This is a genomic window from Verrucomicrobiales bacterium, from assembly GCA_016793885.1.
Taxonomy (GTDB): Bacteria; Verrucomicrobiota; Verrucomicrobiia; order Limisphaerales; family UBA11320; genus UBA11320.
The window spans coordinates 13,955-27,489 of the sequence record JAEUHE010000238.1 but is presented as its reverse complement, the minus strand read 5'-3'; the positions used below and the strand labels follow the sequence as shown (position 1 = coordinate 27,489).

The 13,535-nt window shown below is 59.0% G+C and carries 9 protein-coding genes; 2 read left to right on the top strand and 7 right to left on the bottom strand.

Translation table 11 applies throughout. The annotated features are described in order from the left end of the window. Both JNN07_26665 and JNN07_26660 read left to right on the top strand, forming a co-directional pair. Positions 1–4,039 (top strand): aminotransferase class III-fold pyridoxal phosphate-dependent enzyme (locus tag JNN07_26665; protein ID MBL9171344.1); only part of this gene is annotated, 4,039 nt, incomplete at its 5' end. Between the two features lie 749 nt (positions 4,040–4,788). After that, positions 4,789–5,646, top strand: coding sequence for a sterol desaturase family protein (locus JNN07_26660; protein ID MBL9171343.1), 858 nt, complete (start codon positions 4,789–4,791; stop codon positions 5,644–5,646). A gap of 496 nt (positions 5,647–6,142) precedes the next feature. Here JNN07_26660 and JNN07_26655 read toward each other — a convergent pair whose 3' ends face one another. From JNN07_26655 to JNN07_26625, 7 genes are all read right to left on the bottom strand, one after another. Beyond that, positions 6,143–9,370: a CusA/CzcA family heavy metal efflux RND transporter gene (locus JNN07_26655; protein MBL9171342.1), complete on the bottom strand. Its 3,228-nt coding sequence runs from the start codon at positions 9,368–9,370 to the stop codon at positions 6,143–6,145. Between the two features lie 73 nt (positions 9,371–9,443). Next, the gene (locus JNN07_26650; GenBank protein MBL9171341.1) at positions 9,444–9,794 is read right to left on the bottom strand and encodes a DUF3147 family protein; all 351 of its coding nucleotides are present in this window, start codon (positions 9,792–9,794) and stop codon (positions 9,444–9,446) included. Positions 9,795–9,809: 15 nt separating this feature from the next. Continuing rightward, on the bottom strand, positions 9,810–11,078 hold the full coding sequence (locus tag JNN07_26645) for an efflux RND transporter periplasmic adaptor subunit (GenBank protein ID MBL9171340.1): 1,269 nt from the start codon (positions 11,076–11,078) through the stop codon (positions 9,810–9,812). 45 nt (positions 11,079–11,123) lie between these two features. Beyond that, a complete protein-coding gene (locus JNN07_26640; protein ID MBL9171339.1) occupies positions 11,124–12,506 on the bottom strand; it encodes a TolC family protein in 1,383 nt (460 codons plus the stop codon). 124 nt (positions 12,507–12,630) lie between these two features. Continuing rightward, positions 12,631–13,065 carry a hypothetical protein gene (locus tag JNN07_26635; GenBank protein MBL9171338.1) on the bottom strand — a complete coding sequence of 145 codons (435 nt, stop codon included), beginning with the start codon at positions 13,063–13,065 and terminating at the stop codon, positions 12,631–12,633. Between the two features lie 121 nt (positions 13,066–13,186). Next, complete coding sequence (locus JNN07_26630) at positions 13,187–13,345, bottom strand: hypothetical protein (GenBank protein MBL9171337.1); 159 nt, start codon at positions 13,343–13,345, stop codon at positions 13,187–13,189. A gap of 5 nt (positions 13,346–13,350) precedes the next feature. Then, positions 13,351–13,521, bottom strand: coding sequence for a hypothetical protein (locus tag JNN07_26625; GenBank protein MBL9171336.1), 171 nt, complete (start codon positions 13,519–13,521; stop codon positions 13,351–13,353). Positions 13,522–13,535: the final 14 nt, after the last annotated feature.

Here is a 13,535-nt window from a genome sequence, read left to right as displayed (position 1 = left end):
TATCCAAACTGCATGTTCGACCTCCCTGGTGGCCGTCGTGCAGGCCTGCGGGGCGCTTCAATCTCACCAATGTGATGTCGCTCTCGCCGGCGGGGTCTCCATCTCGTTCCCGCAGCAGAGGGGATATATCTACGAGGAGGGGGCCATCGCCTCCTCCGAAGGCCGTTGCCGTGCGTTCGACGCCCGCGCAACCGGAACCGTTTTCGGAGCGGGAGCCGGGGCCGTGCTTCTGAAACGTCTACCGGATGCCTTGCGTGATCGTGACCCAATCGTGGCCGTGATCAAAGGGGTTGGCATCAACAATGACGGACGTGACAAGGCCAGCTTCAGTGCTCCCAGCATCGCAGGCCAGACAGAGGTGATACGAACCGCTCTGGCGCAGGCCGGAGTTTCCCCGGACGGCATCGGATACGTCGAAGCCCACGGCACTGGAACACCTCTCGGCGACCCCATTGAAGTAAAAGCCCTGTCCCAAGCCTTCCGACAGTCCACACAGCGCGCTCAGTTCTGCGCTCTCGGCGCGGTGAAGACGAACATCGGCCATCTGGAAGCGGCCGCGGGCGTCACCGGCCTCATTAAGGCCGCCCTGGCAGTAAAGCATGGCCTCATCCCTCCCACTTTGCATTTCACCCGTCCGAATCCGCTCTGCGAGCTGGAGAGGAGCCCGTTTTACGTTCCGACGGAACTCATGCCGTGGCCGCCGGGGATGGTGCCACGACGCGCCGGAGTCAGCTCCTTCGGTGTGGGTGGAACCAATGCGCACGTTATCCTCGAGCAGGCTCCGGTCGAAATTCCAGCACCGGCCGTGCGCTCACCCCAGCTCCTGACGATTTCGGCTCGGTCGGAGTCTGCCTTACTCGCCGCCTCCGCCCGGTTAGCCGCGTTTCTGCAGCAGCGTCTCGATTCCAACTCTGCCGGCGACCTTCGTCTCGACGATATCGCCTATACGCTGCAAACCGGGCGACGCGCGTTTCGCCATCGACGACAAATTACAGCGTCCACGCCAGAGGAGGCCGTTCAGAAGCTTAACGCGCCCCTGCGCCACGATGGATGCTCGCCCATCGCCGAGGAGCGCCCTCCGGAGATCGTTTTCCTGTTCCCTGGCCAGGGTGGCCAATATGCGGGCATGGGGGCAGAACTCTATGAGAACGAACCGGTCTTCCGCCAAGCCGTGGATCAGTGTTCAGCAATCCTGCCCGGAGGCCTATGGTCCGAGCTCCAAGTCATTCTGCTCGCCAAAGACGAGGCTTCACGGGAGAGCGGAACCGGAGCGCTCACGGCGACCCGGCTGGCTCAGCCCTCGCTCTTCATCATTGAGTACGCGCTCGCTCAGCTTTGGATGTCATGGGGCATTCGGCCCGCGGCCGTGATCGGACATAGTGTGGGTGAATTCGTCGCCGCGGTTCTGGCAGAGTCGTTCTCGCTGGAGGACGCCTTGAGGCTCGTCGTCGAACGAGCTCGGCTGATGCAGTCGCTGCCGGAGGGCGCCATGATGGCAGTTCGACGCGGTGCGGATGCGATTGCGCCCCTGCTTCCTCCCGGCACCTTTATCGCCGCCTACAACAGCCCGTCCCTCTGCACGGTGTCAGGCCCCGACTCGGTCCTTCAGGGGTTTTCGGAATGGCTCGAGGCCAGCCGCATCGCCTGCAAGCGGCTCGCCGGATCGCACGCCTTTCATTCCTCGATGATGGATCCCATGGTCAAACCGTTCACTGAGCTGGTGAGGTCGGTGGACCGCCGTGCTCCTACCCTCCCCTGGATCTCCACTTGCACGGGCAGCTGGATGACCGCCGCCGACTTGGATGACCCCGCCTATTGGGCCCGGCAACTGCGCCAGCCGGTTCAGTTCCAGGAAGCCGTGGGCCTCGCGTTTAAGACCCAGTATCGGGTTCTGGTGGAGGTGGGGCCCGGTCAAGCCCTCACGACGTTCTCTAGGCAGCATCCCGGCAAGCCGTGGAACCTTCTGGGGGTATCGCCGATAACCCAAGGTTCGGGTCAACCCCAGGAATCATTCGAGATGATGCAAGCCCTCGGAGCTCTGTGGACCGCCGGTTGCTCCCCTTGCTGGGAGGCAGTGCATGGCGGAGAACCGCGCCGACGAGTTGCCCTGCCCGCTTACCCTTTCGAGCGCCAACGCTATTGTATTGAACCCGTTCCGATGGTTATACCACAGCTGCAGGAGAGCGGGCATGCCAATGTGGATTCCACACCTGAAAATCCGAACTCCCAGCGTGCAACTGAACCCGTTGTAAATGCGCCAGAGTTAGTCGTGAACTCGCTTCCGCTTTCAGTAACTCCCTCGTTGAATCGCGCTGAACATTTAGCCAAGATCATCCGGGACCTTGTTCGAGAAATGTCAGGGATAACTGTTACCGACGATTCGCTCTCGTTCGTCGAATTGGGTTTAGATTCTCTGCTTCTCATGCAAGCGCGACAGGTTTTTCGCTCCAAATTCGGCACCCAGGTGACGGTGAGAAACCTTCTGCAAACCACTCCGAATGTTCGCATGCTGGCGGCCTATCTGGATGACCAGCTGCCGTCGGGAGCGTTCTGCCCCGAAGCGGAGCAGTTACCATCACCTGGATCAGCCCCTCCAAGTTCGTCGCTCGAGGATTCTTCGAAAGCACCGACGTTCGGTCTTTCGCTGACGGTGGGGAATTCCGTTGGGTCCACGCTAAACCGGACTCAGCACCACTCGCTCTCCCAGTTCATCGAGCGCTATACACGCAGGACCGCCAGATCGAAAGCGCTCACCCAGGAGTACCGTCGATGGTACGCCGATCCGAGAACCGCCTCGTCCTTTAACCGCCTCTGGAAGGAAATGGTCTACCAGATTGCCGTCTCCCGTTCCTCCGGCGCTCATCTCTGGGACATCGATGGCAACCGCTACATTGACATCCTCAACGGATTCGGTCCCAATTTCCTCGGACACTCGTCGAGGCTCATCAGCGACGCCCTCAAGGCACAGATCGACCTGGGCATTGAAGTCGGACCCCAATCCCCGCTCGCGGGAGAGACCGCCAAAATGTTCTGCGAGCTCACCGGCAACGAACGAGCCAGCTTCGTCAACACCGGCTCCGAAGCCGTCTACGCCGCAATGCGTCTGGCCCGTGCCGTCACCGGCAAGGACAAGATCGTCATCTTTGCCAAGGATTATCACGGCAACTTTGACGAAGTCCTCGCTCGCGCCGGCGGAAGCCCGGCCTACCCCATCAGCTTACCCATCGCTGCCGGCATCCCAAAACGTGCGGTCCAAGACATGATCGTGCTGGAATACGGCTCTCCGGCATCCCTAGAGACCATCCACTCGCGAGCCGACGAGATCGCCGCCGTCATGATTGAGCCAGTCCAGAGCCGTCGCCCCGAACTCCAGCCTTTCCAGTTCAACCGGGATCTCCGAAAGCTTACCGAAAATAGAGGCATCGCCCTCCTCTTCGATGAAGTCATTACTGGCGTCCGCCATCGCCCCGACGGCGCACAGGGCCTCTACGGAGTCAAAGCCGATATCGCCACCTACGGAAAAGTGGTTGGAGGCGGGATGCCCATTGGGATCGTTGCCGGCAAAGCCGAATACATGGACATTTTCGACGGTGGCAGTTGGCGGTATGGTGATGACTCCTTCCCGGAAAAGGGGGCTACGTTCTTCGCGGGAACGTTTGTTCGGCATCCTCTTGCCATCGCGGCGACGCACGCCATCCTCAAGTATCTTCTTCAGCAAACCCCGGAATTCTGGAACTCCATCAATCGTCGCACTGAACGACTGGCCACCACCGTCGATCGCTACTTCGTTCAACAAGGAATTCCTATCCGCATGCCGCATTGCTGCTCCCAGATGTTCGTGCGGGTCGACGATGATCTCGAGTTTGGCAATCTGCTGTTCTATCACCTGCGGCACCGCGGGGTGTTTATCCTTGAAAATTTTCCCACCTATCTGACGGCGGCTCATACCGATCACGACATCGATGAAGTGATCGGAGCCTTCAAGGACAGCACCCGAGAACTATTGGATGCGGGGTTTCTCAAGCGGAACCCAGCTTAGAGTCCAATACAATCGAACAAGTCTAATCGGTGGAGTGTCCTCCAGGGCCAGCGGCTAATGCTGATGCTACCCCAAACATGATCATACTAGACGCTCTGTTAGCATCGGAGCTCCGGAAGAACACACTCGAACTCGTTGACAACAGTCTTCTATTCAGGTAGTTCTCAAGGTCGAAACTTTGTGAGATCTGGTGTAACTGTAATGCCTAATGAAGCACTCCCAACCCTTGTCTAGCATGGAGGAATCATGTTTTTCCTATTATTCGCCAGTAAGGTCGGGAACAGAAATGAATTCGCTCCGCGCGGGGAGGCGGGACCAAATATCCTGCTATTCAGAAAGTCTTCAGAGCCAGACTCGAGGCTTGGCTACCGTATACGAACCGTCCGCTGCTCATGTTGCTGGATGTGCGCACGCAGGCAAGAAATGACTTGAGCCATCTGGGCGGCGCGCGACGGATTAATGCTCGATCCAGGCGGCGCAAGTGGCACGCGCGCCTGAACTAGGCCGACCGCTCGCTACCTCATCAGAGGTGAGTCACTACCCCGCGTAAATTACGAAGTTTCTGCGAAAGACCAACCTGATCCACTTTATGAACCTCGATGGATCAATGTTTCCATGGACGAGTGCTAGAAGCTTATTGGAGCCGGACTGCACACTTACCGCACTGTTCCAGCCCCATACCAAAAATGCGGGCAAGAATGTGCGCAAGGGCCGAATCGCAGGCGATTCCGCGCGGCGAAGGAGTAGAGATGGATAACGCTCTTCACAACCTGAATCAGTGGCGAAGCATAAGCTCCATCACGATGTTGACGCTAATGTTGGGATGGGAAAGCCTTATGCCGTTCTTCGCCTACTTCGCGGGAAGCACGCACGAACGCGTCCGGCACGGCCTTATAAATCTGGCACTCGGCATTGTTAACTCGCTGCTCACCGGACTTGGGTTTGTGGCATTGTGGTGGACTTCCGCGGAATGGGCACGGGCCCATGGGTTTGGCCTTTTGAACTGGCTATCGATCCCGAACTGGGCGCGGTTGGCTCTAGCGTTTCTGCTCTTTGATGCCTGGATGTACTGGTGGCATCGATCGAACCATCGAGTTCTGTTTCTTTGGCGCTTCCATCGCATGCACCATTCAGATCCGAAGATGGATGTGACCACGGCTAACCGGTTTCACATCGGCGAAATCGTGCTTTCGTCCGTCCTCCGAGTGCCGCTGATTACTTTGTTCGGTTTACAACTGTGGGAGCTGGCGCTCTACGAGTTGGCGATGTTCACCGTCGTGCAGTTGCACCACGCCAACGTGGCACTGCCGGCTTGGCTCGATCGCGCGCTTCGTGTGATCATTGTCACGCCCTTCATGCACAAGGTCCATCACTCGCGATGGCAACCAGAAACGGACTCGAACTACTCTTCTCTTTTCTCGTTCTGGGATCGTCTCTTCCTTAGCTATCGTCTGAATGACGATCCGCATACGTTGCGGTTTGGTCTAGATGAATTCAGGAGTCCGGAGGACCACACTCTGACCGGGCTAATGGCAACGCCCCTGAAACAGATGCAACGAGCAACTGGCGAAGGTCCGAGTTACGCGAGCTCGGATCGACGAAACTAGGCATTGTCATTTCACAATCGGATCCGGAAACTGAATCCAGTGCGCTGTGGCTTGGCGGGGCTCCCCTTCACCCTCGGCAGCGAGGTTTCTGCACCCCAGCCAGCACTTTACGGATTCCACAACGTCCATATGCATACGAACACTTCGGCGGCGCGTGGAACGAATGATCGCGTAGCGCGCTCATGTCTAGACGCAGTGACCCTCGCAAGAGCCGGAGGTGTGACAGAGGTGAAGTGGCTCCAAGCCGCATGCCCTCCGGCCAGCGATTTGGCACGCCAGTTTGCTGCAGGTCTGTGGATCGCCTTACGTGCTCGCTTGGAGGCGTAAACATAGCCCGAGAAAATCTGAAACCGAGTTCAGCGATCCAGAGGCGGGCAAGATCACACCCTCAACAGTGGCTCAAAGAATTGTCCGATATACAGGCTCCCGCCGCAGATCAGTTCCGAAACTGTCAAACTGTGCGAGGTCTCAGGCAAACAAAAAGCTTACTCTGGAGTTAGACATTGGCCGAGAGGGACGAGGCCGGGACAGTGGGTCGCGTGGCCGAAGCCAGTTTGTCGACGTCTGTTTTCCGGGTGAACATGCGGTATAGCCCAGGCAGCACCAGCAACGTCAGCGCTGTGGACGAAAGAACGCCGCCGATGACGACCGTGGCCAGCGGACGCTGCACTTCCGCGCCGGTACCGGTGGCGAGGGCCATCGGAATGAAACCCAGCGACGCGACGAGCGCTGTCATCAACACGGGACGTAGGCGCGTCAGCGAACCTTCGGTGATGGCGTCGTCTAGCGGTTTGCCATCGGCTCGCAGCTTGTTGATGAAAGAGATCATCACCAGGCCGTTCAGCACGGCCACGCCACTTAACGCGATGAAGCCCACGCCCGCTGAAATGGACAGCGGAGTGTCTCGCAGCCAGAGCGCCGCGACACCGCCGGTCAGCGCCAGTGGCACCCCGGAAAAGACGAGCAGCGTGTCCTTGACCGTTCCAAACGTCGCGAAGAGCAGCGCGAAAATCAGCAGCAACGAAATGGGCACGACGATTTGCAGTCGCTTGGTCGCGGAGATCAGTTGCTCGAACTGGCCGCCCCACGAAATCCAGTAGCCCGCCGGAATTCTGACTTTGGCGTCAATCACCTGCTGCGCTTCTGCTACGAACGAGCCTAGGGCGCGTCCGCGCACGTTAGCGGTGACGACGATGCGGCGTTTGCCGTTCTCGCGGTTGATCATGTTCGGGCCGGGCGCGATGGAGATTTCGGCAACCTCGCCCAACGGAATGAAGGCTTGCGCGCGCTGGCTGCCGGAATTGGAAAAATGCGCCACCGCGCCCCCGGTCCCCTCGCGCTTGGGCAAAGGCACCGGCAGGCCCTCCAAAGCCTCGATGTCGGTGCGCAGGTTTTCCGGCAGGCGGATGATGATTTCAAAACGCTTGTCGCCTTCAAACACTTCGCCCGCCGCCTTGCCGCCGAGGGCGATTTCGACGACATCCTGCATTTCGGCGACGCTCAGGCCGTAGCGCGCCAGGGCTTCGCGCTTGGGCACGATGCTCATCAGCGGCAGGCCGGTGGTTTGTTCCAGTTTCACGTCCGCCGCGCCAGGGATGGTCTTGATCTCCTTCTCGATCAGCTTGCCGGCTTGCCGCAACACGTCCATGTCTTCGCCGAACAATTTCACGGCCACATCGCTGCGCACGCCCGCGATGAGTTCGTTGAAACGCATCTGAATCGGCTGTGTGAACTCGTAGTTGTTGCCGGGGATTTCCTTCACCGCCGCTTCCAGTTCGGCGACGAGTTCGGCTTTGGGTTTTTTCGGATCGGGCCATTCCTTGCGCGGTTTCATGATGACAAAGCCGTCGGCCACGCTGGGCGGCATGGGGTCGGTAGCGATTTCCGCCGTGCCGAGTTTGGCGAAGACAATTTTCACCTCCGGGAACTTTTCGAGCCGCCGCTCAAGCGCGTGCTGCATTTCAATCGCCTGGCTGAGACTCGTGCCGGGAATGCGTAGCGCGTGCAGCGCCACGTCGCCTTCATCCAGGCTAGGAATGAATTCCGTGCCCATGCGCGACGCGACGACGCCGCTGATGACGACCAGCAGGACCGCCGCCAGAGCCGCTGCGCCGCGAAAGTGCAGGCAGAACTTCAACAGCGGCACGTAGATCGCCTTCGCGCCGCGTATGAGAACGTTCTCCTTCTCGGAAATTTTCCCAGAGAGAACCAGCGCGATGGCGGCGGGAATGAACGTCACGGAAAGCACCATCGCGCCGGCCAGCGCCAGCACCACGGTGAAGGCCATGGGGTGGAACATTTTCCCCTCCACGCCGCTCAGCGCAAAAATGGGCAGATAGACGATTGTGATGATGAGTTCGCCGAACATTGTGGCGCGACGCACTTCCTTGGTGGCGGAGAAGACAACTTCAAACCGTTCGGCGCGCGTCAGCAAACGCCCCAGCCGGTGCTGTTCGGCCGCGAGCCGACGCACGCAGTTCTCCACGATGATGACCGCGCCGTCCACGATGAGGCCGAAGTCCAGCGCACCGAGGCTCATCAGGTTGCCGCTGATTTTTGCGCCGACCATGCCGGTGATGGTGAAGAGCATAGAGAGTGGAATCACCAGCGCCGTGATTAGCGCCGCCCGGAAGTTGCCCAACAACGTGAACAGGATCACCACCACCAGCAACGCGCCTTCAAACAGATTGTTCTTCACCGTCTCAATGGCTGCGTTGACCAGATCGGTGCGGTTATACACGGTCTTTGCGACGATGCCTTCCGGCAGCGACTTGTTGATCGCCGCCATCTTGTCATGTACGCGCACGGAAACGGTGCGGCTGTTCTCGCCGATGAGCATGAACACCGTGCCGAGGACAACCTCTGTTCCGTTCTTGGTCGCGCCGCCGGTGCGGAGTTCCCTGCCGAGGAGAACATCGGCAACATCATCCAGGTGAATGGGAAGGCCAGCGCGGTTGCCCACCACAATTTGCTTGATGTCCGCAATCCCCACAACCTGGCCCGGGCTGCGGATGAGATACTGCTCGCCGTTCCGCTCGATGTAGCCCGCGCCGATGTTGGCGTTGTTGTCGGCCAGCGCCGTCATCAGGTCGCGAAACCTCAGGCCGTAAGCGCGCAGTTTTTCGGGATGCGGCGTGACGTGATACTGCTTCACCAAACCGCCGATGGAGTTGACATCAATGACGCCCGGCACGTTGCGCAGTTGCGGTTTGATGATCCAGTCCTGCACGGTGCGGATGTCAACTTGCGTAATCGCGCTGCCATCGGCGTTGCGCGCCCCCGCTCCAGCTTCGACGCTGAACATGTAAATCTCGCCCAGGCCCGTTGTAATCGGACCGAGGGACGGTGCGATGCCGGGCGGCAGTTTGCTTTTCACCTCTTGGATGCGCTCATTGATAAGCTGCCGGGCAAAGTAGATGTCCGTGCCGTCCTTGAAGATGACAGTCACCTGCGAGAGGCCATAACGCGAGATGGAGCGGGTGTATTCGAGGTATGGCAATCCGCCCATCGCCGTCTCGACGGGATAGGTGATGCGCTGCTCGGCTTCGAGCGGCGAGTAGCCGGCCGCTTCGGTGTTGATCTGCACCTGGACATTGGTGATGTCCGGCACGGCGTCAATGGTGAGCCGCTGGTAATTGTACAGGCCCAGCACGGCGATGGCCGCCGTGACGAGGAGGATGAACCAGCGCTGGCGGATGGAAAAATGGATGAGTCGTTCGAGCATAAATAACCCTCTAGACCGCCTGGTCCTGCTGTTCCCCGGTGCGGAGGATGGCTTTGATTTCTTTCATGGGAATTCAGAGTTTGACGCCGAATTTGCCGAGTGTGAAAACCATTGCCCCGTAGGAAACCAGCATGACGGCAACCGCAGCCCCGAGGGCCGGATAAAAATGGACGCCACGCTTCAACAGCGCGGGCAGTACGAGGAACAACACCAGCGATGGGAGCACGAGCCAAAGGATGCTGCTGGACAGAGCGGCGACCTTTTGTGCGTCGCGCGTGTCTTGCCAAAGCCAGACGAAGGCGAGCAGGGAAGTCAGCGGCAGCGAGGCTAGCAAGCCGCCCAATAGCGAACTACGTTTGGCGAATTCCGAAACGGCGACAATCACCGCCGCCGATAGGCCGAATTTGAGAATCGTGTAGGTCATAACCGATGGGTTGGTTCAATGGTCGTGCGAAGCGCCGGACTTCAGAATGTCCGCCTTGATGATGAAACTGTTCTCAGCGGCGTATTTCTGCCCGGCGCGCAGATCGGAAACCACCTCCACCCATTCCGCGTCGCGGCGGCCTAACTCCAGTATGGCGATTTCAAAAATGTTGCCATCGTTCATAAACACAACCTTCCAATCGCGGAAAGTTTGGAGTGCGCTGGATTTTACGGCCACGAGCACTTCAGCTTCTTCCACGATGATTTCGCCGGTGACAAACAGACCCGGACGCCATTTGCCGGTCGGGTTGGGCAACTCAACCCGCGCCAGCATCGTCTGCGTGTCCTCCGCGCCAAAAGGCGAGATGTAACTCACCGTGCCCGTCTCGCTGGTCGTGCTTTCGCCCGCGAAAATGGTCACGGTCTCGTCCACCTTGAGCTTGTCGAAATCTTTTCCATTCACATTCAAGTCCACCCAAACCGTGCTGAGGTCCGCCACGGAGTAAATCACCTCGCCTTCCTTGACGAATTCACCCTGCCGCACGTCCTTCCCGATGACCGTTCCGGCGATGGACGATTTCACGTCGTAGGACTGCAAGCTTTCATTGCTCTCCACCACGGCCACGACTTCATCCTTCGCCACGGCGTCGCCGAGACGTTTGTGGATTTTCTTCACGATGCCGGGATAACGCGGAATGACGTGCGTCATGTGATCTTCGTTGGGCTGCACGCGGCCATTGACCTTGATGGTCGTTTTGATTTTGGCCGGCCCTGCCGTCTCGATAACGATGCCCGAACTTTTCACCGCTTCCGGCGTCATCGTCGTGCGGCCCTCGTAGGAATCGTATTCCCAGCGATGCGTCTTGCCCTTGTGTTCGGCGATGACCTTCACGTCGAACGAATGCGGCTCGACGATTTCCTGGTCGCCGAGCAGGTAGTCATCCCGCTTCGCAAAACCAATCTTGTCCACTCGCCCGCCGAAGCGATGCAGTTCAATCGTCAACTTCGCTTCGGTCGGATCAATCGGTTTGCTCTTCTCGTAAAGGAAGACGCGGAATTCCGGCGGCACGCCGCGCTCGAAGATCGTCACTTCAGTCGCGAAATCACCTTCGCTCAACAGGCGTCCGCCGTGCGGGCCTTTGGCGGCTTCGGCGACGGCTTCACCGCCATGACCGCCCTCGCCGGAGACTTGGGTCGCGGGTTTGGCGTTGCGCATCACAAACCATGTGAGGCCAGCGCCCGCCAGCAGAACGAGCATCACTGCCGTAATTTGCGTTTTGTTCATAAGAAAATGGAGTGTCGGTTTTTGAGAATCTGAAAGTGATGTGGTTTACCTTTGCGGCTCGCCGCCCTCAATAGGCTGTCCAATCAACCGTTCCAACTCCACGATGAATTGATGATACGCGGTGGCCGTTTGAATATATTCCAGCTTGATGTCGAACATCGTGCGCTGCGCGTCGAGGACTTCGAGATACGAGAATCGTCCCTGCGCAAAACCCTCCCACGAAATCGCCAGCGCATCCTCCGCCTTCGGCACAATCTCCTTTTGCAGACCGTCCATGACCTGCACCGCCCACGCCATTTCCTGATAGAGGCCCAGCAGGACTGTGCCGAGGCGAATCTCCGCCGCTTTGTGTTCCGCCTCCGTCCGGCTCAGCAGCGCCCGCGCCTCCGCCGTTCCGCCCTGATTGCGGTCGAAGAATTGCAGCGGCATCGAGAAACCAAAAACGAGAGCCTGGTCGTCGGATCCTTGCAAGTGGCGGATGCCTCCGCCCACGGTCACGTTCGGCACGCGCCGCGCATCGGCCAGCTTGATTTCGGCTTCGCGAAGCTTTTTCTCCGAAACCCAGCGGGTGATTTCCGGGCTGCTGGAAATGCGCTCCACCAATCCCTCGAAAGCGGGAACCGGTTTGCGGGCGAACAAATCCGCTTGCGCCCGCTCGAACACCGGCTGCTTGCTCCGCCAACTCGCAGCGAGTTTTTTCCGCGAAGTTTCCAGCACATAGCGCGCACTCCCGACGAGAACGTCGCCGCGCGCCAGCGCCACCTGCGCCTTCCGTTCCTCCAGCGCCGAACCTTTCCCCGCCGTCACGCGCTCCCGCACCGTGCGCAGCGCATCTGCCGCCAACTGACGATTCGTCAGCGCCAGATCCAAAGCGTGTTGATTCGCAACTACCTGAATGAAGCGTTGCGCGACCTCGCCCAAAACCTCCACCCGCTTCAATTCATACGCCGACCTGGTGACACCCCGAGCCTGCGAGGCGAGTTCAGTCCGCGCCGCCCGCTTGCCGCCTAGTTCGATCACCTGGCTGAGTTGGAGCGTGATTTGCGCTTCCTGTCCGCCGCTGAAATCACCCGTGCCAAGGACGTCCTCCACCTGCAAACCCAACTCGGGATTGAGCCGCAATCCCGCTTGCAAAATGCGCGCCTCGTTCACCCGCGCCTGCCACGCGAACGGCGCAAGCTCCGGGTTTTCCGTCAACGCCAGGGCCAGCGCATCGCGGAGCGTCAGCGCGCCGGTCGGCTCTTTCACCGGCGCGGCTGATTGTGGCGGTTTTGGAGCGGCGGCAGACGGGATGGACGCGGCACTTTGTGCCTGCGATTCCGACCGGGAATCGCCTTTGGCAGGTGGATTGGTAGCGCACCCGGCCAATACAAAAGTTAAACCAACCCCCACGGTTAAGCCCGGCACACTAAAACAGATTCGATTCATAATCGGAAAACGGGTTCTCGGCCCCAAAAGCAACACGCCCGGAATTGAGACTGCCTGCGGAGCATTCAGACAGAGAAAAGGCGTCACGCGCCGAACAGGACAGCGCGTCGAAACGAGGGAGGAATCAGGCGAGAGGCGGAGCGCGAGGATGGAGTGGATCGGGCGGAGAATCGCCAGGTGGTCGGATGCGCTCGAAGACTGGAATGGGCCTCTGTGGTTGGGACAACTCAATGAGAATCGAAGTGTCCGCAAGGACGCAGACGACGGCGAGAACGGAAACGGGTGATTGCGTCTGCGCCGTGAGGGTCAGTGTGTGGTCGGACGACGGATGCGGTGTGTGGTGATCGTTGTCGTCATGATGATCGGCGTCATCGTGTCCGTCCTGATGAGATACCGCATGAGCAACCGACTCCAAAAAACCATCCAAATGCGCTGCCGTCGCGAGGTGAAGGGGAATGTAATGGAGGTAGAAAGCGAACAAAGCCGCGATCAGCACGCGACCCCACCAACCTGCCTTGGTTAGCGAGCGGCTGCGGCTGTTATGTTGGCGAGTATTCACCGAAAACACATTCACACTATCGGCATACCAGCATCTAAGTCCATCACCTATTTCCCGAGCAGCATTCCTGTTTGCCGACCAGTCCCGACGCATCAATCAGGCAGCACGAAACCGCTGGCAATCAAACGAGCGCCAGCATCAACGAAATCCCTGCATTGATGCGCTGCACGCGGCAAGCAATACGACGGAGGCAAGGGCGGAGCAATCCGGGAGATGATGGGCTGGCGAATAATGTATTGCCAAGAATTACCACATGCTCTTCTGTTTTGTTTTCTTTCATTCAGTTCATGGGTTGCCGCTCGGATTCCAAGGGTCTAATTGTTTAGACGGCTGGCAAGTGAACTCATGCTTCCGGGCTTCTGCGTGGCCGTCCACGAAGGCGTAGTTCGCCCGGCTTTTGTGACGGCCCGAATCCACATCGGCGGCATCGGCTGGGGTGATCCAAAAATGCGCCATGATGTGGTCGGCAC